The 22,499-nt window shown below is 70.1% G+C and carries 20 protein-coding genes; 13 read left to right on the plus strand and 7 right to left on the minus strand.

The annotated features are described in order from the left end of the window. Nucleotides 1-421 precede the first annotated feature (421 nt). Nucleotides 422-1,411 (plus strand): helix-turn-helix domain-containing protein, encoded by a 990-nt coding sequence (locus ACFTXQ_RS06830; RefSeq protein ID WP_382636562.1) that lies wholly within the window; start codon nucleotides 422-424, stop codon nucleotides 1,409-1,411. Nucleotides 1,412-2,038: 627 nt separating this feature from the next. Here ACFTXQ_RS06830 and ACFTXQ_RS06835 read toward each other — a convergent pair. The 4 genes from ACFTXQ_RS06835 to ACFTXQ_RS06850 form a co-directional block, all read right to left on the minus strand. After that, nucleotides 2,039-3,250 (minus strand): hypothetical protein, encoded by a 1,212-nt coding sequence (locus ACFTXQ_RS06835; protein ID WP_382636564.1) that lies wholly within the window; start codon nucleotides 3,248-3,250, stop codon nucleotides 2,039-2,041. A gap of 249 nt (nucleotides 3,251-3,499) precedes the next feature. After that, a complete protein-coding gene (locus tag ACFTXQ_RS06840) occupies nucleotides 3,500-3,940 on the minus strand; it encodes a VOC family protein (protein WP_382636565.1) in 441 nt (146 codons plus the stop codon). Nucleotides 3,941-4,087: 147 nt separating this feature from the next. Beyond that, nucleotides 4,088-4,582 carry a hypothetical protein gene (locus tag ACFTXQ_RS06845; protein ID WP_382636567.1) on the minus strand — a complete coding sequence of 165 codons (495 nt, stop codon included), beginning with the start codon at nucleotides 4,580-4,582 and terminating at the stop codon, nucleotides 4,088-4,090. A gap of 272 nt (nucleotides 4,583-4,854) precedes the next feature. Then, nucleotides 4,855-5,832 (minus strand): helix-turn-helix domain-containing protein, encoded by a 978-nt coding sequence (locus ACFTXQ_RS06850; protein WP_382636569.1) that lies wholly within the window; start codon nucleotides 5,830-5,832, stop codon nucleotides 4,855-4,857. Between the two features lie 71 nt (nucleotides 5,833-5,903). Here ACFTXQ_RS06850 and ACFTXQ_RS06855 point away from each other — a divergent pair, with 71 nt between their 5' ends. Continuing rightward, nucleotides 5,904-6,236, plus strand: coding sequence for a cupin domain-containing protein (locus ACFTXQ_RS06855; RefSeq protein WP_382636571.1), 333 nt, complete (start codon nucleotides 5,904-5,906; stop codon nucleotides 6,234-6,236). Nucleotides 6,237-7,331: 1,095 nt separating this feature from the next. On the opposite strand, the gene ACFTXQ_RS06860 is transcribed toward ACFTXQ_RS06855, so the two are convergent. Further along, on the minus strand, nucleotides 7,332-8,411 hold the full coding sequence (locus ACFTXQ_RS06860) for an LLM class flavin-dependent oxidoreductase (RefSeq protein WP_382636573.1): 1,080 nt from the start codon (nucleotides 8,409-8,411) through the stop codon (nucleotides 7,332-7,334). A gap of 60 nt (nucleotides 8,412-8,471) precedes the next feature. Then, entirely contained in the window at nucleotides 8,472-8,825 is a 354-nt protein-coding gene (locus tag ACFTXQ_RS06865; RefSeq protein WP_382636575.1) for a VOC family protein, read from the minus strand. 134 nt (nucleotides 8,826-8,959) lie between these two features. Here ACFTXQ_RS06865 and ACFTXQ_RS06870 point away from each other — a divergent pair, with 134 nt between their 5' ends. The 3 genes from ACFTXQ_RS06870 (at nucleotide 8,960) to ACFTXQ_RS06880 (ending at nucleotide 11,271) form a co-directional block, all read left to right on the plus strand. Beyond that, nucleotides 8,960-9,712, plus strand: coding sequence for an ASCH domain-containing protein (locus tag ACFTXQ_RS06870; protein ID WP_382636577.1), 753 nt, complete (start codon nucleotides 8,960-8,962; stop codon nucleotides 9,710-9,712). Between the two features lie 491 nt (nucleotides 9,713-10,203). Beyond that, nucleotides 10,204-10,536 (plus strand): hypothetical protein, encoded by a 333-nt coding sequence (locus ACFTXQ_RS06875; RefSeq protein WP_382636578.1) that lies wholly within the window; start codon nucleotides 10,204-10,206, stop codon nucleotides 10,534-10,536. Nucleotides 10,537-10,800: 264 nt separating this feature from the next. After that, nucleotides 10,801-11,271 carry a hypothetical protein gene (locus ACFTXQ_RS06880; RefSeq protein ID WP_382636580.1) on the plus strand — a complete coding sequence of 157 codons (471 nt, stop codon included), beginning with the start codon at nucleotides 10,801-10,803 and terminating at the stop codon, nucleotides 11,269-11,271. 63 nt (nucleotides 11,272-11,334) lie between these two features. On the opposite strand, the gene ACFTXQ_RS06885 is transcribed toward ACFTXQ_RS06880, so the two are convergent. Further along, entirely contained in the window at nucleotides 11,335-11,796 is a 462-nt protein-coding gene (locus ACFTXQ_RS06885; RefSeq protein WP_382636582.1) for an RpiB/LacA/LacB family sugar-phosphate isomerase, read from the minus strand. Nucleotides 11,797-11,937: 141 nt separating this feature from the next. Here ACFTXQ_RS06885 and ACFTXQ_RS06890 point away from each other — a divergent pair, with 141 nt between their 5' ends. The 8 genes from ACFTXQ_RS06890 to ACFTXQ_RS06925 all read left to right on the plus strand — a co-directional run bounded on the left by ACFTXQ_RS06890 (nucleotide 11,938) and on the right by ACFTXQ_RS06925 (nucleotide 22,487). Next, entirely contained in the window at nucleotides 11,938-12,267 is a 330-nt protein-coding gene (locus tag ACFTXQ_RS06890) for a hypothetical protein (RefSeq protein WP_382636584.1), read from the plus strand. Nucleotides 12,268-12,744: 477 nt separating this feature from the next. Further along, entirely contained in the window at nucleotides 12,745-16,434 is a 3,690-nt protein-coding gene (locus ACFTXQ_RS06895; protein WP_382636585.1) for a nitrate reductase subunit alpha, read from the plus strand. Continuing rightward, nucleotides 16,434-18,056 (plus strand): nitrate reductase subunit beta, encoded by a 1,623-nt coding sequence (gene narH, locus ACFTXQ_RS06900; RefSeq protein ID WP_382636587.1) that lies wholly within the window; start codon nucleotides 16,434-16,436, stop codon nucleotides 18,054-18,056. Before ACFTXQ_RS06895 ends, narH begins: the two co-directional genes overlap by 1 nt. Nucleotides 18,057-18,127: 71 nt before the next feature. Next, complete coding sequence (gene narJ, locus ACFTXQ_RS06905; RefSeq protein WP_382636758.1) at nucleotides 18,128-18,763, plus strand: nitrate reductase molybdenum cofactor assembly chaperone; 636 nt, start codon at nucleotides 18,128-18,130, stop codon at nucleotides 18,761-18,763. Beyond that, nucleotides 18,760-19,485, plus strand: coding sequence for a respiratory nitrate reductase subunit gamma (gene narI / locus ACFTXQ_RS06910; protein ID WP_382636589.1), 726 nt, complete (start codon nucleotides 18,760-18,762; stop codon nucleotides 19,483-19,485). Before narJ ends, narI begins: the two co-directional genes overlap by 4 nt. Nucleotides 19,486-19,691: 206 nt before the next feature. Beyond that, entirely contained in the window at nucleotides 19,692-20,000 is a 309-nt protein-coding gene (locus ACFTXQ_RS06915; protein ID WP_382636591.1) for a hypothetical protein, read from the plus strand. A 27-nt stretch (nucleotides 20,001-20,027) separates the two neighbouring features. Beyond that, nucleotides 20,028-21,080, plus strand: coding sequence for a glucose 1-dehydrogenase (locus ACFTXQ_RS06920; protein WP_382636592.1), 1,053 nt, complete (start codon nucleotides 20,028-20,030; stop codon nucleotides 21,078-21,080). Between the two features lie 36 nt (nucleotides 21,081-21,116). Then, entirely contained in the window at nucleotides 21,117-22,487 is a 1,371-nt protein-coding gene (locus ACFTXQ_RS06925) for a sugar porter family MFS transporter (protein ID WP_382636594.1), read from the plus strand. Nucleotides 22,488-22,499 lie beyond the last annotated feature (12 nt).

Raw genomic sequence — 22,499 nt, forward strand, 5'->3', positions numbered from 1 at the left:
CCGCCGCGCGCCGCTCCGCCCGGCGGCGGTGGACGCTGCCATCGCGGATGCGTCGGTGCGGCAGACCCGGCGGTGCGTACCCCGTCCCGGGGGCCGTCCGGCAGTCCGCGCCGACGCCGATCCACGACGCCCGCGCGCGGCGCCGCCTGCAGGCGGCGGCCACCGAGGCCGCCACCCTCCGCCGGGGCCGGGCCGAACGTGCCCAGCGATCGTCGGCGACATCCGGAGATCGGCTCTTGCAGCACCATCTGCCGGGTTCGCCGGGGGCCGGTTTCGCCGGTGCTCGGCCTCGGAAAGGGCCTGATGCGCCCCCGCGGTACGGCGCTTCACTCGGACCCGGGGCGGCGGTCAGTGGCTGATAATTGATCATGTGGTGGTGCAACCTGCCGGTGAGAGACCGGTTCGCCGCCACATTCAGGGTGTGGGGGTCTGGGTGGGGTCTTCTGTGGTGTCGGCTGCCGCTGTGCCGTGTGGGGACAGGTTCGAGTGGTTCTACGAGGCGCTGACCAGCGATCTGATGCCCCTTGCGCTCAGCCCGCGGCACACGGCCGACTTTCGAGCGAAGATCACGGACCTGGACCTCGGAGCCGTGAGGCTGACGGCGTTCGCCTACTCACCGGTGCTCGCACGCCGTACGTCGGCTCATGTCCGACGGGGTGATCCCGAGCAGTTCCAGTTGGCGCTCATCACACGAGGTGCTATCAGGACCTCGCAGCGGGGCACCGAATCGATAGCGACGGGCGACAGCCTGGTGCTGACCGACACATCCCGTGCGATGGAGAGCCAGTCAGTCGGCGCCGCGGGGCTGGCCGAGGCGCTGGTACTGCAGATTCCGCGCTCACACCTGTTGTTGAGTCCGGATCGGGCGGACCGTCTCCTCGCTCGGGAGATCCGCGCCGGCGAGGGATCGGCAGCGATCCTCGCCGGGTTCCTGCGCACGCTGCTCGCCCACGGGCCGAGCTGCCAGCCCGAGGAGCTGCTCGGCATGGGCTCCGTCGCTCTCGACCTGGCCACCGCCTGCCTGGCGCGACAGCTTGGAACCCCTGAACTGGCACCCGCGGAGGCCCGTGCCCAGGAGATGCTGCAACGGATAAGCCGCTTCATCGAGAACAACCTGGGTGATCCGGAGTTGACCCCACAGGTGATCGCCGATCGACACTGCATCTCACTGTCCAGCCTCTACGTCCTCTTCCGCGACCAGCCCATGAGCGTGGCGGCACGGATCCGGCAAGGCCGACTGCAACGAGCGCACGCCGACCTCGCGCGCCCGGATTTGAGAGGCCAGCCCGTGCAGACGATCGCGGCCCGCTGGGGCTTTCGCACCGCCACGGCGTTCAGCCGGGCGTTCCGCGAGGCTTACGGAACCACCCCCACCGAACACCGCCAGAGCGTCCTGGGCGCGCCCCAGTAGTGCCCTTCCAGGAGCTGCCCGGCCGATCATGTGACTGTCGCCTGGTCAGATCCTTGTCCCGTGCATGGGGCGGGGTGAACGCGGTGATCTGTCGGGAGCGGAGTGGGGTCGGCAGCCAGGCCGCCCGCCTACGCGAAGGATCGCGAGGCGGCTGGCCACCGGGCTTCGATGAGGACGGATACAAGAAGCGCAAATCGCACGGCGCGGTGTCGCCCGCGTCGCCCACGGCTCCGGACTTGGCACGGTGCGCTAAGTACTCAAGCGCGCCTTCGCCTGGCTGCACCGCCTCCAACGGCTCCGCACCCGCTACGAACGACACGCCGATCTACGCCGTCTCCAGTGAACGGCCAGACGCACGGTCAGTAGCGGAGGCGAGCCTCGGACCCATCGATACGCACCATGCAGTTCTTGAAGAGCTGCAACGGATGCTGCCGACCGTCAACCGGAGCCAGTGTGAGCTCCAAGTCCTGCAACGGCTTGACCGGGGCGATAAACCTGGCCCCATCCGGATCCGGGCCTCTGAAGGCCGCCGGGCCCCGGGCCGGGTGGTGGGTCCTGACGGGTGCGACGTCCGAGCAGGCCCCGCACACCGGATTCGGCGCGCGGGGCCTCCTCGGTGTTGTCTGCTCAGTCCTGCCAGTAGAACAGCAGGGTGTCGACGTCGAGGGGCTCGCGTTTGCCGAAGTAATACACGCACAGGCCGGTGACCCGGATGCCGCCGGTGGCCCCGTCGATCCAGCGGAAGCCGGCCTCCTCCAGGATCCGCCGGGCCGGGTGCCGGTCGTCGTGGCCCGTGACGAAGCGCCCGAGGGCGCTGATGTAGAGGTCCTCGTCGCCGCACGAGATCACGTGATAGGTGCCGTCGCCCTGCTGGTGGTGGTCCCCTGCGGAGACCGGCGGGTCCGGGGCCAGGCCGGCCGCGGTCAACGCGGCGGTCGCACGCGCGAGCTGGTCGAACAGGTCTGGGCGACCGGGCGGCTCGGTGCACACGGCTTCGAGGCGCCATCGGGGGTCGCTCTGCGGCTCGCACCACGCGGCGTACTCGTGGACGATCACCCGGCGCAATTGCTCGTCCAGGCCGTCGACCTCGGTCCGCGGCCTGCCGAGCCGCTCGTCGATCCGACGGGTCTCCGCAGCGTCCGCGGTGAGCCGATGCATGGCGCAGGCGGCCCTCACGGCAGCCTCGGGGGCGGGCGCCTCGTCCAGGAAGGCGCGCAGCCGGTCCACGTCCGCGACGAGCGACTCGGCGAGAGACGCGATGCCGCGGTCGGGATCGGCCAGGTGCGCCGTCACGTCCTGCCCCGCGTGGTGCAACATCCGGAGCCTGAAGCGGCGGTCCTCGGGCCGTTCCTCGCCCTCGCCGAGTTCGGCCAGGACCGCGTCGGCGCCGTGGTGCTCCACCAGACCGTCCAGGCCCGCCTCCCCGATCTCCCGCCACCGCTGCCAAGGCGAGGCCGCGAGGGTGCGCAGGCCGGGGGCGGCGGTTCGATCGCCGAGCAGGCCACGGGCCTTCAGGGCCGCCTCGGCGACGCCGTACGAACCGTTCCCCCGCAGCTCCTGGTCGCGCAGCCAGGGCAGGAGCTGCGCCCGGCCGGCAAGGAGGTCGAGGAGCGCGATGCGTACCTCGGCCGTCTCGTCCTCGTCCCGGATCCGGTCGACGAGGCCGGGGACCCGGGCCTCCGGGACCCGACCGACGAGCGCGTGGACGCAGATCCGCCGGCGCCACCAGGCGTTGCCGGTGTCCAGGACGTAGAGGGCGAGGGCGTCGGGGTCGTGGGCGTGCAGGGCAACGGTGTCAGGCTGCCCCCGCTCCGGTATCAGCGTGTCGATCTTCCGCATCGGTCGATGCTACGGCTCGGGGCGGTCATCTGCGGCGTCTTGTCGGTGGAGTTCAGCGGGGTTGGCGCCGACTCTGATCTCCCTGTGAGACCGGGAAGCGGTGATGTACCGGGTGTGCTGCAGGATGCAGCGTGAGACCACACGTTCGACGGTTCCAGGTGAAGGCGATCGGTACATCGCGCGGGGTGGCTTATCAGGCGGCTCAGAGCCTCGATGATCTCGTTCGGCCGCATGGTCCGGTCTCTCTTCTCAGCGCAGTTGCTCGGCCAGCCCGACGATGATGCCCTCCGGGCCGCGGAGGTAGCAGAGGAGATGGCTCTCCTCGAACCGGGCGATCTCGCCGACGAGTTCGGCGCCGTGAGGGCGCAGGCGGGCAACGGTGTCCTCGATGTCGTCGACGGCGAACATGACGCGGTGCGTGCCCAGAATGTTGTGCGGTCGGTTGCGCGGCCCGGCACTGATCGCCGCGGGGCTGCGGTACTTCGCCAGCTCGAGCCGGCTGAGACCGTCCGGGGTCCGCACCATTGCGATGTCACAGTGGACGCCGTCGAGTCCCGTGCACTGGTCGGCGAAGGGGCCCTCCACCTCCGCCCTGCCCTCCAGCTCCATACCGAGTTCCACGAAGAACGCGATGGCGGCATCCAAGTCCTCGACGACGATGCCGACGTTGTCCATCCGCTGAATCGCCATGCCGGTTTCTCCTTCTCCTTCATGCGGCCGGCCGGCATCGTCAGCCGGTCGCGTCGCGCGGGCCCCTTCGGCGATCAGGACGCCCGGGACCCCGACGCCGTCTGCGCCCGGGCCGTCACCGGCCCGGTGTCTGCCAGGAACAGGTCATCACGGGCGGGTGAGGGTGTACTGGTAGGTGACCCCGCGAGAGGTGACGTCGCCGGTCAGCTCGGTGACCCGGGACATGGCATCGCCGCATCCAGCCGTGGCGAGGGTCGAACCCCACGGGGTCACGAACCTGATCAGACTCCTGCCGTACTGGTCTTCCAGCAGGGTCGGGGCGGAGGTTACGGCGTCATCCGAGATGGCCGGGTGGGAGAACTCGGCACGGACGAAACCGTTGGGGATCGCCTCTCCGAAGGTCTGCGGAGCGAGTGTCATGGCGATGGGCGAGGCGCCGCCGGCCACGGTCAGCGTGCCGGCGAAAGCAGTGTCAGCAGTGCCTTCGGCTGTGGCGAGGTAGTCGGCGAGCCGGCCACCGCAGGTGTCGACGACTCCCGCGCTCTCCATATTGTGGTCGACGGCGTTCGCGGAGGGGACCGTGAGCAGGGCGGCTGTCGCCATCAGCGTGCCGAGGGCGAGACCACGCGTGGTGTGATTCATGTTCCGCCAACGATCCGGGCGGGTGATCGTTTCGGCCCGTACGTGTGGATGCCGAAAACGACGTACCCCAGCACCTCCGGGCAGCGGATGCCGGACAGCCCTGGCGAACCCGGAGGCGGGGAGTCGTAGGCCAGCGACAGCATCCACTCCACCGGCACCCCCGCGTCCCGCCATCGACAGCCAACTCGCCCAGGCTGCCCTCACCTACGTCACGGCCGCACGCCAAATGGGCGCCGGCGACGAACAGCTGCTCGCGGCAGTCCGCCTCACCCTTACCGCAGCCCCTCAGGGCGCATCCGAGGACTCTGGCCGCTGAAGGTTCTCCGGTACGCGCCGGGCGTCGTGCCCAGCGCGGTCCGGAAGCGGCGCCGCAGGTTGACGGCGGAGGACAGGCCGACCCGTATCGCGATGGCCTCGACCGGCAGTTGCGTCTGCTCTAGCAGGACCCGAGCGGCGCCAAGGCGCTGGGTGAGCAGCCACTGGCCGGGGCTGTGTCCGAGCTGTTCGGCGAATCGCCGGGCGAGGGTGCGGCTGGACACACCCGCCCGCTCGGCGAGGCGCGTCACGGTCAGTTCGGTGCCGAGCCGGGACAGGGCCCACTCCAGCAGCGGCGCGAGCGACTCCTCGGTCCTGGGCACAGGCTGGGCGGCGTACTGCAGTTGGCCGCCTTCCCGGTGCGGCGGCAGCACCATGCTCCGGGCGACCTGGGCCGCGTAGGCGGCGCCGTGATCGCGGCGGACCAGGTGCAGGGCCAGGTCGATGCCCGCCCCGGACCCGGCGCTGGTGGCCACGTCGCCATGGTCGACGTACAGCACGTCCGCGTCGACCTCCACCTGCGGAAACGCGGCGGCGAACTGCCCTGCGCGCCGCCAGTGCGTTGTCGCCCGGCGCCCGTCCAGCAACCCGGCCTGTGCCAGCACGAACGCCCCCGTACAGATGGACACCACCCGGGCCCCGCGGCGGTGCGCCGCGCGCAGGGCGCTCAGGACGCCGGGTGACACGGTTGCCCCGGTCGGCTGCCAGCCCGGGATGACGATGGTGTCCGCGTCGGCCAGCGCCTCCAGCCCCGCCCCGACGTACATCGCGGGCCCCGTTGTGGCCGGGAGTACTCCGGGAAGCTCGGCGCAGACCGTGAAGTCGTAGTACACCGGCAGGTCCGGCCGTACCGTTCCGAACACCTCGGCGGTGCAGGCGAGTTCGAACGGTGACTGCGGCGCGTTCAGCAGCGCGACCACGCGATGACGGCTCATGGCAGGAATGTACCTGCTGGTGTCATTCCAGACTCTGGGCTCCGGTACCCGCTCCGCGCGATCGTGGGCGCATGAGCGAAACGACACGTACGGGTCCGTTGAAGACCACCGTCCACATCGACGACATCGAGCCGGCCGACGTCGCCCCCGGCATCGTCCGCCGCCGGCTCCCGGCGACCGAGTTCGCCTCCGGCTGGCTGATCGACTTCGCCCCCGGCACCCGGTGGCCCGATGTCGACGTCCACGCGACCGAGGAGCGGTACTACGTCCTGAGCGGCGAGGTGATCGAGGGAGAGGAACGTCATGGCCCGGGCACCTACGTGGTGTTCGCCCCCGGCAGCCGGCACCGACCCCGCACGGAGGTGGGAGCACGGATGCTCGGGGTCACGGTGCGGGCACACTGACCGCAGCCCCCTGGTCCCCGGCCGCTACGAGGGAGGCGTCCCTGCCGGTGCGTGGTCGGCAGACGCGGTTGCCGGACCACCGGAACAGGCAGAGAGGACAAGGTAGCTGGCGGCTACCACCGTTGGTCCAGGTGGCCGGAGCCGTGGGCAGGCACGGATTGCGACATGCGTACGGTCGTGAGCGCGATCCCGCGAGAGATCAAGGACGAGTTCAAGTACGACGCGATCCCATGGCAGCGCTTTCCGCACTTTTATGGCCCTGGCGAGGAGATTCCCGGACTCCTTGCGACGCTCGCCTTCGGAGAAGCTGAAGCCGCCCGTGAGGCTTTGCGGCAGCTGCGGATAGATCTTCACCATCAGGGCAGCACGATCGCGGTGGGAGCACTGGCGGTACCTTTCCTGCTCCGGATCGCGGCTACTGGCTCCCCCGGGCTCCGGGCGGAAACCCTTCGCCTGGTCGCCGAGATCGGACGAGGACAGCACCACGGGGACGGAGCACGCGAAGGCCTGCTCAAAGTCTCCGAGGACCCATTCCTGATGGAGGGCACCACGGAGTGCCCGGTGGACTGGACGGTTCAGGCCGCTTGCGAGGCCACCACCGGCGACCTGGACCTCCTGTTTCCTCTTCTCCCCGACCCCGAGCCCGACGTGCGCTCCGCGAGCGCCTTCGTCCTGGCGGCGACGACCAGCGAGGTCCCACGCGTTTCCTCAGCGCTGCACCGCAGTCTGGCGGTGGAAACGGATCCGGTGGTCCGGGTGAGCCTGATCCTGGCGATCGCCCAACTCGCCCGCGAACACCGGGATGAGCACGCTCCAGTGTGGGCCCGCGACCTGTGGTCGGACCCCGGCCGGCCGCCCGAGGTTCGCGTCGGCGCCGGCCTCGCCTGGTTGTGCCTGGCTGTGCCTGGTTGGCGACCCTGTCCCGGACGAGCTCCGCGCCTTGCTGTCCGACCCGAGCACCGATCAACTCGGCGACCTGCTTCAGCGGGTGCCGTGGCTCCCACCGGTCGACTCCAGCAGCGGACTGCGCCGCTGCCTCCACGAAATGCTCACGCCACACACCCCCTGGAACGGCGCTTGACTGCCGGGGTCCGCTCAGGCGAGGAGTTTCGCGAGCCGGGCCATCTCGGCGGGCGGGTCGACCACCGGCTGGATGAGGAGTTCGTCGACGCCGGCCCGTTCCAGGGTGGTGATACGGGCCAGGAGGTCGTCGCGGGTGCCGACCAGGGCCAGGGTGTTCATCAGCGACGGCAGAACCAGGTCCCGCTCCTGCGGTGCGATGCGTCCGAGGTAGTTGGGGTAGAGCTTGGTGTGCCGGTCCGGGGCGGTGGCGGTAGTGCCGCGCCGGTCGAGGAGCCGTCGCACCGCCTCGCGTTCCTCGGGGCCGAGTTGCTCGGCGAGGGCGCGTGTGTCGGCGGCCGTGTCGGCGGCGAAGGCCAGCAGTGACAGGACGAGGTGGCCCGTCGCGTCCCGGGCCGCGTCGCCGTGGGGGTCCTCGTCCTCGTCGAGTAGGTGGAGCGAGGTGACCACGTAGGAGTTCGCCCGGGAGTCCGTGGGGGAGTCGGGGACGTGCGGTGTGTCCTGGGCGGCGTGGCGGCGGGTGTCGTGCAGCCCGTGCCAGGCGGTGGGGTCCAGCAGGCCGAAGGAGATGAGACCGGTGCCGCGGCGGCCGGCGACGGTGGCGGCCTTCGGTCCGAGGAGCGCGGCCACGACGAACTCGATCGGGTCGGCGGTGTTCACGTGCGTCCCTTCGTGCAGGAACCGGATGTCGCGGACCCGGTCGCCTTCGCGGTACCGGGTCGAACGCCCTGCGCACAGGTCCTGCAGTGCGACGGTGAAGTCCTCCAGCCTCGCCGCCGTGGTCGGCCGCATGCCCAGCGTGCGCCGGGCGGTGTTTCCCGTGCCGACTCCGCAGATGATCCGGCCCGGGGCCAGGGCGTTGAGGCTGGCGAGCCCGCTCGCGGCGGCCGGGGCCGAGCGCAGCGCCGGTGAGGTCACGCCGATGCCGAGCCTGATGCGGCTGGTGGCCCTCGCGCAGAGGCTCAAGGCGACGAAGGGATCGCCGTGGACCATGGGGGTGTCGTTGACCCAGAAGCTGTGCAAGCCCAACTCCTCGGCCCGCGCGGCGAGGTCCTCCACACCGGGCTGCGCGGCGACAACGACGCCTGCACGCATCAAACCTCCAAGGCGGACGGGCCGGGGCAGTCCCCGCGGTGACGTGGTGGCGGCGAAGGTTCAGTCGAGGCTGTGCGCGACGGGGTGCAGCGGCTGGTACAGGGGCAGTTCACTGCCGCTGGGGAGGCGTACGGCGGTAAGGCGTCCCCACCGCTCCTCGGTCACCTCGCCGGTGAGCTCCGCGCCCCGCTCCGCCAGCTGGACGAGTACGGCGTCGAGGTCGTCGCACATCAGGTAGAACTCGTGCTTAGGCGCGCCGTCGGTGGGATGCACGGCGACCTCGGCGGGCGGCAGCTTGAAGATCAGCCAGCCGTGTCCCGCGTCGACGTGGGCGAAGCCGAGGACGTCCCTGATGAAGGCCCGGTCGGCTTCGGCATCCTGGGAGTAGAGGATCACGTGTGCGCCTGAGAGCATGCCCCCGATGCTCGCACGCCCCGTCGTCGAGGTTGGGGACACCGCGCCCATGACCTGGACTTCGGCTGGTGCTGTGACCGTGAACGTTCACCGGGTTGCATGGCTCGGGGGCGTGCATGAGTAGTGTCTGTTGGATGGACAGCACGATGCATATGCCGACGGAAGAAGATCTGGAGCTGGTCGAGTTCGCCCAGCGCATTGTTGAGGCCAACGGCGACGGGGAGGTGCACACCGTCGGGGCAGCCGTGCGAGACGCGCAGGGCCGGATGTTCGGTGGCATCAACCTCTATCACTTCACGGGCGGACCCTGCGCGGAGTTGGTGGCGCTCGGGAATGCGCGCGCTGCGGGAGCACGTGACCTGACGGCGATCGTCGCCGTCGGCGACACGGGGCGCGGCGTGCTCGCGCCGTGTGGCCGGGACCGGCAGGTCCTGTTGGACTATCACCCGGGCATCCGCGTCCTCGTGCCGGTAGCCGGCGGCATTCGAAGTGTCGCGGTCTCCGACCTTCTGCCGCATGCCTATGTCTGGGGGGAGCAGTCCGCAGGGTCCGACAGCGCGCTGCGCTCGCCCGCGATACAGGCCCTGCATTTCCATCGCGCCTATCTCGATGCTGTACGCACCGGGCGGAAGATGACCACGGTGCGGTTCCGAGACCCAGTGGAGACGGGCCCGGTGAACATGGTGTTCGAGTTGGACGAGGAGGTGGTGCTGCCGGGTGTGATCACTCAGATCACTTCCAAAAGCGTTGCCGAGTTGACCGAGGCGGACGCCATCGCCGACGGGTTCCGCGACCTTGCCGAGCTGCAGGACAGGCTGCGGTTCCACTACCCCGACATCAAGTCGACCGATGAGGCCACCATCGTTCACTTCCGTCTGACGAGTTGACCGCATCCGCCCGCAAGCGCATGAGCAGTCGCATGCGGGCGGGTTGACGCCCCAACATCTGCCGACAGCCGGTCGGGACGGTCTTCTTCTGCCCAGCAGGAGCCGACGGTCGGGCGGATGCCCAGCGTGCCGAACTCGTCGAACACGAATTCGAACGTGCACGTGCGGTTGGGCCCCACGTGGATCGCGTACTCGAGCCGCTCCGGCTTGGCGTCGAAGTTCGGGTCCGGGCACTGGTCCGGGAAACTCCTTCCAGGCCCCCGTGTGCTGGAAGGAGATCCCGCCGCGAGTCAGCAAGCAAAGCAGGGCCTCGCGGCTGCTCCCGATCGGCGGACCCCCAACCCCTTCGTCCGGTTGGACCCGCTGGGACTGAAGTGCCTCGACCCCGACGACCAGTTCCGGCATGATTCCGCACGCGAGACCGCGGTCGACAGCGACGGCAAGACGAGGGGCGAGGAGCGATTCACATCCCACAGCACGGGAACTGAGCCATGGTGAACGACGAGGCGTACCGCCGAGAGCTGGACTACCTCAGCCAATACGCACACCACGACTGGCTCGGCTTCTCGGTCGTCAGCGGAGCCGTGGGCGGCCTGCTCGGACGAGGCGCCTCATTCCAGGAACAGCTGGCATTGCTCCTGCGGATCGTCGCCGAGCTGCACGACGCCGGGGTGCGACCAGGCGACCTGACGGAGTCGGATCAGGATCACTTCCTGCCCTGGAATGCGGACAAGGCCGCGGCTTTGGCGCGAATCGAGGCAGAGGTTGACGCGCATTCCCGGTTGCCCGACTCCGGCGACATCTGCTGGTTCACGGTGCCGTGACGGTTTCCCCACGAGCCCGGCGTGACCGACGTTCAGTGGGCCCCACTGCCCCGGATGGTCGGGTGTGGGGCACCCGGTGTCAGCGCGCCGCGGCAACCGAGTCGATGAAGCCGTGTCGGGTCCTGCGGTATTCCTCGTGCAGAGGGCCGTCGACGAGGTCGAGCACCTTCAATGCCGCGCTGATCAGCGTTGGGGGACGAGACGTCGCGCCGGCGGTCCGTCGACCTCACCCCCCAACCGACCACCCGAGAGGACCCACACCTGATGTCGATATGGCCTTCGATCGTTGCGGTACTCGGGACCCTTGCCGGTGCCCTGACCGCCGGACTCCTCCAGCACCGTTCGGCACGCACCGCACGCGCCGAGGAGCGCGCCCAAAGCCACCGCCAGGACCAGCTCGGCGCCGTCACCGACTTCGCGGCCGCCCTGGACGCGCACCGCTCGGCGATGTTCCATCGGGAGCGTCTGACACTGACCGAGGCGGGCACCGAGCACCAGCTGGAGTCCCAGACGAGGTCCCACGACACCCGGGCGGCGATCACCGCGCCCCACATCCGCCTTCAGGTCCTGGTCCCCGAACTGGCCGGCCCCGCCCAGCAGGCCGCAGACGCCACGTACGCGCTGCGCAAAGCCATCGACCGGGCCGAGTTGGACGCCCGGCGGCACGCGGCCAAGGAAGCATCCGTAGCCTTCATCGCCGCGGCCGCCGCGCTGCTGAGCCCCGACCACCGGTGACTGAGGACGACCCCTGCCCGGCACGGGCCGTCCGGTCGTGCCGGCCCCTACGCCCTACAACACTCAGCCGATGGGTGTGGTCCTGGTGTTGTCGAGCCGTTCGAGACGCGCCACGTTCTGCCGGTCTTCGGCGTCCGCGCTCGCCTCGGCGGCGAACCAGGCGTCGAGGATTTCCTTGAGCAGCGGTTCCGATGTCAGGCGCAGGCTGAGCGCGAGCACGTTGGCGTCGTTCCAGCGGCGCGCACCGTCCGCCGTGTAGGCGTCCGTGCACAGGGCCGCGCGTACGCCGGGAACCTTGTTCGCGGCGATCGATGCGCCGGTACCGGTCCAGCAGCACACGACGGCCTGGTCGGCGTTCCCGGCGGCGACCTCACGGGCTGCCGCCTCCGAGCAGGCTGCCCACTGCGGATCGTCGCCAGGGCTCAGCGCCCCGTAGGCCACCACGTCGTGTCCGCGGTCGCGCAGTTGCCGGAGGAGTGCGCGAGCCACGGGTTCGTCCATGTCCGAGGAAACGGAGATCCGCATGCCCCGAGGGTATCCGGCCGCGGGACGGCCGCTCGCCGCAAGTCGCGCAACGAGCACCTCTGCGCTGCCGCGCTTGACCGGCAACCGGGGTGACACGATCAGCTGCCCTTCACTACTGTCACGTGGGAAAGGACGTGGACAATGACACTGGTCCGAAAGGGGTCACGGCTCATCGCCGTGGATGGAACCACCTACCGGTGGCGGCTCCGCGGACGGCCGACCTACGGCCAAAGCCTGGTCATGTCACCCCTCACCTACGCGGTCGAACACGCCCAGGCTTCCGGCACCACACTGGTGATCACGACCAACCAGCCGCACCCGAGCAACTGGTTCGGAACGGCCGGCAGCCCGGTCCTGCCCGCCCAGGTGGCTGACGGCATCCGCACCGCTCTCGCCGACGGCTGGACACCCGCGAGCCCCGGCTCGCCGTTCCACCTCGACCAGTCAGCCGGCTTCGTCTCGTCCCACTGACCCACCCGACTCAAGGGCCGGAGCCATGTCGGCAATTCCGGCCCTGAGCCGGAGTGCTTGGTGCTGCGTGGCTTACCGCGTGTGGCTTACCGCAGGACGGGGCGGTTGCTGCTGCGTACTCATCCGCGCGGTTGAAGACGCTCTCGCAGCCGGGATGCTCTGCCGTGCAGAAGAGGTGGAGGATTCCGTGGGCGAGCGCGCCCTCCTCGTCCCGGTCCCGGATCACGTCGGCACAGCCCGCGCGGAGATCGTCGCAGCCGTGCCGCCCTCCCCGCCGGCTTCGCCGCACTGCCCCGCCTGCCGCGCCGCATGACGGACACTTCTCGCGACTCGCCGCTATGACCTGCCGTAGCGCAGCCGGGCCGGCCCACCTCCCCCCCGTACTCCATTCGGTCCTGGTCCCCGACCATCCGGCGGGCCGTTGTCCGGGCCAGCTGATTTGCTGGTCGGAACGACGACCGGGGCCAGGAGGCCGATGTGCCGGAGCCGACCACGACCGAGCCGGGGGAGCTGCTGCTGAGGACCGGGCGGTTCTTCCGTCCAGGCGAGCACGCGGCCGACTGGCACAGCGAGACGATCACCGGCGGCCGTGAGGGTGACGTCTTCTACCGGGACCGGTGGAGCCACGACAAGGTCGTGCACTCGACCCATGGGGTGAACTGCACGGGTTCGTGCCGGTGGAAGGTGTACGTCAAGGACGGCATCATCACCTGGGAGACCCAGGCCACGGACTATCCGTCGGTGGGCCCGGACCGCCCGGAGTACGAGCCGCGCGGCTGTCCGCGCGGTGCCTCGTTCTCCTGGTACACGTACTCTCCGACCCGCGTCCGCTACCCGTACGTTCGCGGCGTGCTGCTGGAGATGTACCGGGAGGCGAAGCAGCGCCTGGGCGATCCGGTGCTGGCGTGGGCCGACATCCAGCAGGATCCCGAGCGCCGCAGCACGTACCAGCGGGCCCGCGGCAAGGGCGGCCTGGTGAGGGCGGGCTGGGACGAGGCCGTGGAGATGGTGGCCGCCGCCCACGTGCACACCGTCAAGGAGCACGGCCCGGACCGGATCGTCGGCTTCACTCCCATCCCGGCGTTCTCGATGGTGTCGTACGCGATCGGCTCCCGCTTCATCGAGCTGATCGGCGGCAGCATGCTGTCGTTCTACGACTGGTACGCCGACCTGCCGGTGGCCTCGCCGCAGGTGTTCGGGGACCAGACGGATGTGCCGGAGTCGGGGGACTGGTGGGACGCGGCGTACCTGATGATGTGGGGGTCGAACGTCCCGGTGACCCGGACCCCCGACGCGCACTGGATGGCGGAGGCCCGTTACCGCGGCCAGAAGGTGGTCGTCGTGGCGCCCGACTACGCCGACAACGCCAAGTTCGCCGACGAATGGCTGCACCCGCACCCCGGGACCGACGCGGCCCTCGCACAGGCCATGGGACACGTGGTCCTCAAGGAGTTCTTCGTCGACAAGCAGAGCCCGTACTTCCTCGGCTACGTCAAGAAGTTCACCGACCTGCCGTTCCTGGTGACCCTGGCGGAGCGGGACGGGGCGTACGTCCCGCACAAGTTCCTGCGCGCCGCCGACATCGGCGACACGGGGGAGGGCGCGGAGTGGAAGACGGTCATGCTCGACGGGCGCACCGGCGCGCCGGTGGTGCCCGGTGGCTCGCTCGGCTTCCGCTGGACCGAGTCCGGCAAGGGCAAGTGGAACCTCGACCTGGACGGCATCGAGCCCAAGCTGTCGCTGTACGGGGACGACCCGGTCGGCGTCCCGGTGCTGCTGCCCCGCTTCGACACCGAGGGCGGGGAGCACGGGCAGGGCCGGGGCGAGGTGCTGCGCCGCGGTGTACCCGCGGTCCGCATCGGGGGCGAGGGCGGCCCGCTGGTCACCACGGTGTACGACCTGCTGCTCGCGCAGTACGGGGTGGGGCGGGAGGGACTGACCGGCTCATGGCCGGCCGGCTACGAGGACGCGGCCCACCCGGGGACCCCGGCCTGGCAGGAGGAGCACACCTCGGTCCCGGCCGCGGCATGCGTGCGGATCGCCCGGGAATTCGCGTCCACGGCCGAGGAGACCGAGGGACGCTGCATGATCGTCATGGGGGCGGGCACCAACCACTGGTTCCACTCCGAGACGATCTACCGCTCGTTCCTGGCGCTGCTGCAGCTGACCGGCTGCCAGGGCCGCAACGGCGGCGGCTGGGCGCACTACGTCGGGCAGGAGAAGGTCCGCCCGATCACCGGCTGGTCGACGGTGGCGTCCGGCGCCGACTGGTCCCGCCCGCCCCGTTTCGGCATCGGAGCCGGGTTCTTCTTCCTGAACACCGACCAGTGGCGCTACGACCGCTTCCACTCCGACGTGCTGGCCTCCCCACTGGGGGAGGGCCGCCTTGCGGGGATGACCGCCGCGGACTGCCTGGCCGCGGCCACCCGGATGGGCTGGATGCCCTCCTACCCCACCTTCGACCGCAGCTCCCTCGCCCTGGGCGAGGCCGCGGACCCGGTCGCCTCGGCGGTCGCCGAACTGAAGGAAGGGAGCCTGAACTTCGCCTGTCAGGACCCGGACGCGCCGGAGAACTGGCCGCGGGTGATGACCGTATGGCGGGCGAACCTGCTGGGGTCATCCGCCAAGGGAGCGGAGTACTTCTCCAAACACCTGCTGGGGACCCACCACACGCTGCGCGCCGAGGAGGCCGGGCCGGAGGTCCGCCCGCGTGACGTGCGCTGGCACGAGGAGGCTCCGGAGGGCAAGCTCGACCTGCTGCTGTCGCTGGACTTCCGGATGACGTCGACGACCCTGCTGTCCGACATCACCCTGCCGGCGGCGACCTGGTACGAGAAGCACGACCTGTCCTCCACGGACATGCACCCCTTCGTGCACTCCTTCACCCCCGCGGTGGACCCGCCCTGGCAGACCCGCACCGATTTCGAGGCCTTCCACGACATCGCCGCCCGCTTTTCCGAGATGGCCGCCACGCACCTCGGGGTGCGCAAGGACCTGGTCGCCACACCACTGCAGCACGACACGGCCGGCGGGGAACTCGCCCAGCCCGGCGGGGTGGCGCTGGACTGGGCGAAGGGGGAGTGCGAGCCCGTCCCGGGACGGACGATGCCCCACCTCACCGTCGTCGAGCGCGACTATCCGGCGACCAGCGCCAAGCTCGCCTCCCTCGGGCCGCTCGCCGAGGAGCTGGGGCTGCCGATCAAGGGGATCGCGCTCCGCCCCGACGAGGAGGTCGACCAGCTGCGGCACCTCAACGGGGTGGTCCGCGGCGGCGTGGCCGACGGCCGGCCCGCCCTGGACACCGCGGTCAAGGTCTGCGACACCATCCTGGCCCTGTCCGGCACCACCAACGGCCGCCTGGCCACCCAGGGCTTCCACACCCTGGAGGAACGGACCGGCCAGGAGATGGCCCACCTGGCCGCCGAGCACGAGGGCAAACGCGTCTCCTACCGCGACACCCAGGCGGCCCCCGTCCCGGTGATCACCTCGCCGGAATGGTCCGGGTCGGAGGCGGGCGGCCGCCGCTACAGTCCGTTCACCCTCAACACCGAACACCTCAAACCCTGGCACACCCTGACCGGCCGCCAGCACTTCTTCGTCGACCACGACTGGATGCACGAGCTCGGCGAAGCCCTGCCCGTCTACCGCCCGCCCCTGGACATCCACCGGCTCTTCGGTGAACCGAGGCTCGGCGCCGACGGGCAGCGGGAGGTCACGGTCCGGTTCCTGACCCCCCACAACAAGTGGTCCATCCACTCCGAGTACCAGGACAATCTCTTCATGCTCTCCCTCTCCCGCGGCGGGCAGCTGATCTGGATGTCAGTCCAGGACGCGGAGGCGATCGGGGTGAAGGACAACGACTGGATCGAGGCCGTCAACCGCAACGGCGTCGTCGCCGCGCGCGCGGTGGTCTCCCACCGAATGCCCGCCGGCACCGTCTTCATGCACCACGCCCAGGAGCGGACCGTGGGCGTGCCCAAGTCCGAGACCACCGGCAAGCGGGGCGGCATCCACAACTCCCTGACCCGCGTGATGATCAAACCCACGCATCTGATCGGCGGCTACGCCCAGTTCACCTGGGCCTTCAACTACCTGGGCCCGACCGGCAACCAGCGCGACGAGGTCACCGTCATCCGGCGCCGCAGCAACCAGGAGGTGCAGTACTGATGGCTCGCGACGCGACGGGCATCGGACGCGTCATGGCGCAGGTCGCCATGGTGATGAACCTCGACAAGTGCATCGGCTGCCACACGTGCTCGGTGACGTGCAAGCAGACGTGGACCAACCGGCAGGGCATGGAGTACGTCTGGTTCAACAACGTCGAGACCCGGCCCGGCCAGGGGTACCCTCGCCGCTGGTCCGACCAGCAGCGGTTCCGCGGCGGCTGGGAACTCAACCGGCGCGGCCGGCTCAAACTCCGCCAGGGCAGCCGCCTGTTCAAGATGGCATCGATCTTCGCCAACCCCGTACTGCCGGAGATCAAGGACTACTACGAGCCCTGGACCTACGACTACAAGAACCTCACCGACGCCCCCCTCGGCGAGGACTACCCCGTCGCCGAGCCCCGCTCACTCCTCTCCGGCAAGCCGATGAAGATCGAGTGGAGCGCCAACTGGGACGACAACCTCGGCGGGGCCGCCGAGCACGGGCCCGACGACCCGGTCGTCGCCCGCATCCGCGACCAGGTCGGCGAGAAGATCCGCTTCGAGTTCGAGCAGACCTTCATGTTCTACCTGCCGCGGATCTGCGAGCACTGCCTCAACCCGGCCTGCGTGGCCGCCTGCCCCTCCGGAGCCCTGTACAAGCGCGCCGAGGACGGCATCGTACTGGTCGATCAGGACCAGTGCCGCGGCTGGCGCCAGTGCGTGACAGCCTGCCCGTACAAGAAGATCTACTTCAACCACAAGACCGGCAAGGCCGAGAAGTGCACCTTCTGCTACCCGCGGATCGAGGTCGGCCTGCCCACCGTCTGCTCCGAGACCTGCGTCGGCCGACTGCGCTACCTCGGCGTGATGCTGTACGACGCCGACAAGGTGACCGCCGCCGCTTCCACCCCCGACGACCACGGCCTGTACCAGGCGCAACTCGGCGTGTTCCTCGACCCCGAGGATCCCGAGGTACGCCGTGCGGCCGAACGCGACGGCATCCCGCACGACTGGTACGAGGCGGCCCGCCGCTCCCCGGTCCACGCCCTGATCAGCACCTACAAGGTCGCCCTGCCCCTGCACCCGGAGTTCCGGACCCTGCCCATGGTCTGGTACATCCCCCCGCTCTCCCCGGTCGTGGAGGCCGTCACCCGCTCCGGCCACGACGGAGAGGACGCCGGCAACCTGTTCGGCGCCATCGACGCCCTGCGCATCCCGCTGGAGTACCTCGCCGAGCTGTTCACCGCGGGCGACACCGCCCCCGTACGCGCCTCCCTCGACAAACTCGCCGCGATGCGCTCCCACATGCGCGACCACAACCTGGGCCGCACCCCGTCCGGGGAGGCGGCCGAGGCCGTCGGGCTGACCGCGGCCGAACTGGAGGAGATGTACCGGCTGCTGGCCCTGGCCAAGTACGACGAGCGCTACGTCATCCCGACGGCCGCCATCGGCCAGGCACGGGCGCTGGAGGAAGCGGCCCTCGCGGAAGGCTGCTCGCTGGACTACGACGGAGGCCCGGGCATGGGCGCGTCCGGCCCCTTCGGCGACGACTCCGGTCGCAAGTCCCTGCCGCTGGTCACGATCGAGAACTTCCACGCCACCCGCAAACGGCAGACCGCCGACCGCGAGGAGGACGTGCAGTGACCTCCACGAACTCCACGGCCCCGACAGGGCCGGCATCGTCGCCGCGGCCGCCGAACGGCGTGGACATCCCGCTGGACCGGCCGGCCCGTCTCCTCCACCAGGCCGCCGCACACTGCCTGCTCTACCCTGGCGGGGACGGCTGGCACGAACGGATGCACCTGGTGCGCCGGGCCCTCGAAGCGGAACCCCACCCGGCCGCCGCCGCCCTGGGGCCCTTCCTCGAACACGCCGCCGCCACCCCCGCGGCCGCCCTCGGCGAACACTACGTCGCCGTCTTCGACTTCAAGACCCGGCACAGCCTGTACCTCAGTTGGTGGGCCGACGGAGACACGCGCCGCCGGGGCCGCTCGCTCCTGGCCTTCAAGGAGGCCTACCGGGCCCGGGGCCTCCTCTTCAGCGGCGAGGAGCTGCCCGACTTCCTGCCCGCCGTACTCGAATTCACCGCCGCGACCGCCGACGCCGGCCTGCTGGCCCGGCATCGACCCGGCCTCGAACTCCTGCGCCTGGCCCTCGCCGAACACGGCACCCCGTACGCCGCGGTGGTGGCCGCGGTCTCGGCGACCCTGCCCGGCCCCACCCCCAAGGACCGGGCGGAGGCCCGCGCCCTGGCCCTGGCCGGCCCGCCCCAGGAGAGCGTCGGGCTGGACGACCTGCCCCCGTACGCCCACCTGACCCAGCTGCCCCTCATCACCGGAGACAGCCGATGAACACCTTCCTGTGGGGAGCCCTCCCGTACCTGGTCTTCGGGGTGCTGGTCACCGGACTGTTCTGGCGCTACCGCTACGACAAGTTCGGCTGGACCACCCGCTCCTCCGAGGTCTACGAGTCGAGGATCCTCAACATCGCCTCCCCGGTCTTCCACTACGGCATCCTCTCCGTCCTCGCCGGCCACCTCATCGGCCTCTTCATCCCCTCCTCATGGACGGCGGCCGTCGGGATCGACGAGCACACCTACCACCTCTTCTCGCTGCTCGGCGGCGGCCTGGCCGGCACCCTCGCCGTGCTCGGCATCCTGACCCTGATCTGGCGCCGCCGCACCAAGGCCCCCGTATTCCGTGCCACCACCCGAAACGACAAGGCCATGTACGTGGTGCTCGTCGGCGCGATCGTCTGGGGCCTGACCAACAAGTTCATCCACTCGGACTTCCAGTCCGGCTACAACTACCGCACCACCATCGCCCCGTGGGCCCGCAGCCTCTTCCGGCTGGAACCGGACGTGTCCTTGATGGACCACGTCCCGCTCGGCTACAAGGTCCACGCCCTCATCGGCATGCTGCTGTTCGCGATGCTCCCCTTCACCCGCTTGGTGCACATGTTCAGCGCACCCGTGCAGTACTTCTTCCGCCCCTACATCCTCTACCGCACGCGCGACCCCGAAGAACTGACCGGCCGCATCCCACGCCGGGGCTGGGAACGCATCGACCGCTGAACCCTCCGGAAAACCCATAGCGGACCCGTTTCGGACCGCCTACTGCTTTCGTACGGATACGAAAGTAGTAGGCGGTCCCGCTATTTAAAGGCCCATCGCCCGATGTTTCGGGGTATTGCCAGGGTGTTATCTGGAAGAGAAGGCCGACCGGGTCAGAAAATCTCCCGGCGGATTATCAAGTTACATCCTGAATCGAGGAAAAGACCATGACTGCCATGCAGACCATGCCGCGACTGGAACCCGGCGAAAGCGTCCACGAAACAGACCGTCACACCTGTCTGACCTGTGCAAACACCTGGCGTGACGAATATGACGTCACCTGTCGGCTGGATTATCTGGCCCTCGAGCACGACGTCTACACCGATCACGGAGTCCCGGTCACCCCGGCCCGCTCCATGTGCCCCGAATGCGGCAGTGCGGACGTCCGCGACGAGTACGGCTACGGCGCCGCCCATCTCGCCCCCCTGTCGCCCCGTCGGCACTTCTTCCCCTGGCTCCACCGCCACGCCGCCTGATTCCTGATATTCCCGAAGGAGAGCGCCATGCGTGCCCTGACCCTTGTTCCCGGGCAAGCCCGGTCCCTGGCCGTCACCGATGTCCCCGATCCCGTCGCCGGCCCCGGCGAGCTGCTCGTGGACGCCCTGGCCCTCGGCGTGTGCGGAACGGACCGGGAGATCGCCTCCGGCGCCTACGGCTGGCTCCCCCGAGGCCACGACCGGCTCGTCCTGGGCCACGAATCCCTCGGCCGGGTACTGACCGCACCCGAGGGCAGCGGCTTCACCACCGGCGATCTCGTCGTCGGCATCGTCCGCCGCCCCGACCCCGAACCGTGCGGAGCCTGTGCCCGAGGCGAGTTCGACATGTGCCGCAACGGCCGCTACACCGAACGCGGCATCAAGCAGCTCGACGGCTACGGCTCCCAGCGCTGGACCGTGGAAGCCGACTACGCGGTCCGGCTCGACCCCGTACTCGCGCCGGTCGGCATGCTGATGGAACCCACGACCGTCGTGGCCAAGGCCTGGGACCAGATCGAGCGGATCAGCGCCCGCGCCTGGTGGGAGCCCGAGTCCGTCCTGGTCACCGGAGCCGGCCCGATCGGCCTCCTCGCGACGATGCTCGGCACCCAGCGCGGCCTGGACGTCCACGTCATGGACCGCATGACCGACGGACTCAAGCCCGCCCTCGTCGCGGCCCTCGGCGCCACTTACCACAGCGGTGAGGTCACCGACATCGCCCAGCGCATCGCGCCCGACATCGTCATCGAAGCCACCGGCAACTCCGCGGTCGCCCTGGGCGCCATGGAGACCGCCACCCCGGCGGGCATCGTCTGCCTGACCGGCGTCTCCCCGACCGGCCGCCGCCCCGTCGCCATCGACGCCGGTGCCCTGAACCGCAACCTCGTCCTGGAGAACGACGTCATCTTCGGCTCCGTCAACGCAAACCGCCGCCACTACGAGCTCGCCGCCGAACAGCTCGCCCGCGCCGACCGCGGATGGCTGGAGCGCCTCATCACACGCCGCCTGCCCCTCGAAGACGCGACCGATGCCTTCGCCCCCGGCGACCGCTCCGACATCAAGGTCGTGCTCGACCTCTGAGCCCCACCCCTCATCTGCCGGACCAGGAGTCCCGCCATGAGTACCACCCCTGCCCCAGCCGCTGCCACCGCCCTCGTGACCCGTACGCCCCGCACGTTGTGGGTGTGGACGGCCACCGCCGCGCTCGCCAGCTTCCTCTTCGGCTACACCAGCGCCGTCATCTCCGGAGCCAACCTGTTCATCCGGGACGACCTGCACCTGGGCACGGTCGCCCAGAGCGCCCTGGTCTCCCTGTTCCTGGCCGGTGCCGCCGCCGGTGCGCTGACCGCCGGCCGGCTCGCCGACCGGCTCGGGCGGCGCCGTACCTTCCTGGCCGTCGGCGTGCTGTTCCTGGCGGGCACCGTCCTGGCCTTCACGGCTCCCGGACTCACCGTTCTGCTGGTCGGCCGATCCATCCAGGGCGCGGCGGCCGGCATCGGCTCCGCCCTGGTGCCGATGTACCTGGCCGAACTCGCCCCGGCCCGGATCCGCGGCCGCCTCGTCTCCGTCAACCAACTGCTCCTGACCTTGGGCCTGCTGGCGGCGTTCCTGGTCGACTGGGCCCTGTCGGGCTCCGGTGACTGGCGGCTGATGTTCGCCGTAGCGCTCGTTCCGGCCCTGCTGCTCCTGCTCGGACTGGCCAGGCTGCCCGAATCCCCGTCCTGGCTGGCTGCCCGCGGCCGGACCAGCGCGGCCCGCGCCGTGCTGGAGCGGATCCAGAGCCGCGAGCAGGCCGATGCCGTGCTGACCGGCCTCCACGCCGCACGCGCAGAACGGGCCGACGGCCCGAAGGGCCTGCGGAGCCTGACCGGCCGGGCCGTGAAGCGGGCCGTGGTCGTAGGCGTTGCACTGGCCGTCCTCCAGCAGTTCGTGGGCATCAACGCCGTCATGTACTTCGCGCCGACGGTCATGAAGGGAACCGGCCTGAACGCCTCCAACTCCATCGCCTACTCCGTCGCGATCGGCGTCATCAACGTCATCGCCACGGTGGTCGCGATGACCCTGGTCGACCGCTGGGGCCGCCGTCCGCTGCTGCTGGTCTCCCTGGCCGGGATGTTCATCGCCCTGGTGCCGCTCGGTGCGACGTTCGTCTGGCACCTGCCCGCCTCGCACGTGATCGCCCTCGTGGCCCTGCTGGGCTACGTGGTCGCGTTCGCGATCGGCATGGGGCCGGTGTTCTGGCTGCTGGCCTCCGAGATCTTCCCGCCGAGCGTCCGCGCTACCGGAATGGGCCTGTCCACGACCGTGGTCTGGATCAGCAACCTCCTCGTCGGACAATTCTTCCTGTCGGTCGCTGCCGGTATTGGCCAAGGTGAGACGTTCTGGCTCTTCGCGGTGGCCTGCGTACTGGGCTTCGTCTTCGTCCGCCGCCGGGTCCCCGAGACCAAGGGGCGCAACGCGGCCCAGATCCAGGCCGCACTCACCTGACCGCACCCAGCA

The sequence above is a fragment of the Streptomyces sp. NPDC057010 genome (genome assembly GCF_042673805.1).
Lineage (GTDB): Bacteria > Actinomycetota > Actinomycetes > Streptomycetales > Streptomycetaceae > Streptomyces.

Coding starts and splice junctions, on each gene's coding strand:
- ACFTXQ_RS06870 (WP_382636577.1), top strand. CDS start 8,960: ATGGACAGCACGATGCATATGCCGACGGAAGAAGATCTGGAGCTGGTC.
- ACFTXQ_RS06890 (WP_382636584.1), top strand. CDS start 11,938: ATGACACTGGTCCGAAAGGGGTCACGGCTCATCGCCGTGGATGGAACC.
- ACFTXQ_RS06885 (WP_382636582.1), bottom strand. CDS start 11,796: ATGCGGATCTCCGTTTCCTCGGACATGGACGAACCCGTGGCTCGCGCA.
- ACFTXQ_RS06835 (WP_382636564.1), bottom strand. CDS start 3,250: ATGCGGAAGATCGACACGCTGATACCGGAGCGGGGGCAGCCTGACACC.
- ACFTXQ_RS06875 (WP_382636578.1), top strand. CDS start 10,204: ATGGTGAACGACGAGGCGTACCGCCGAGAGCTGGACTACCTCAGCCAA.
- ACFTXQ_RS06915 (WP_382636591.1), top strand. CDS start 19,692: ATGACTGCCATGCAGACCATGCCGCGACTGGAACCCGGCGAAAGCGTC.
- ACFTXQ_RS06880 (WP_382636580.1), top strand. CDS start 10,801: ATGTCGATATGGCCTTCGATCGTTGCGGTACTCGGGACCCTTGCCGGT.
- ACFTXQ_RS06840 (WP_382636565.1), bottom strand. CDS start 3,940: ATGGCGATTCAGCGGATGGACAACGTCGGCATCGTCGTCGAGGACTTG.
- ACFTXQ_RS06845 (WP_382636567.1), bottom strand. CDS start 4,582: ATGAATCACACCACGCGTGGTCTCGCCCTCGGCACGCTGATGGCGACA.
- ACFTXQ_RS06850 (WP_382636569.1), bottom strand. CDS start 5,832: ATGAGCCGTCATCGCGTGGTCGCGCTGCTGAACGCGCCGCAGTCACCG.
- ACFTXQ_RS06925 (WP_382636594.1), top strand. CDS start 21,117: ATGAGTACCACCCCTGCCCCAGCCGCTGCCACCGCCCTCGTGACCCGT.
- ACFTXQ_RS06920 (WP_382636592.1), top strand. CDS start 20,028: ATGCGTGCCCTGACCCTTGTTCCCGGGCAAGCCCGGTCCCTGGCCGTC.
- ACFTXQ_RS06860 (WP_382636573.1), bottom strand. CDS start 8,411: ATGCGTGCAGGCGTCGTTGTCGCCGCGCAGCCCGGTGTGGAGGACCTC.
- ACFTXQ_RS06855 (WP_382636571.1), top strand. CDS start 5,904: ATGAGCGAAACGACACGTACGGGTCCGTTGAAGACCACCGTCCACATC.
- ACFTXQ_RS06865 (WP_382636575.1), bottom strand. CDS start 8,825: ATGCTCTCAGGCGCACACGTGATCCTCTACTCCCAGGATGCCGAAGCC.
- narI (WP_382636589.1), top strand. CDS start 18,760: ATGAACACCTTCCTGTGGGGAGCCCTCCCGTACCTGGTCTTCGGGGTG.
- narH (WP_382636587.1), top strand. CDS start 16,434: ATGGCTCGCGACGCGACGGGCATCGGACGCGTCATGGCGCAGGTCGCC.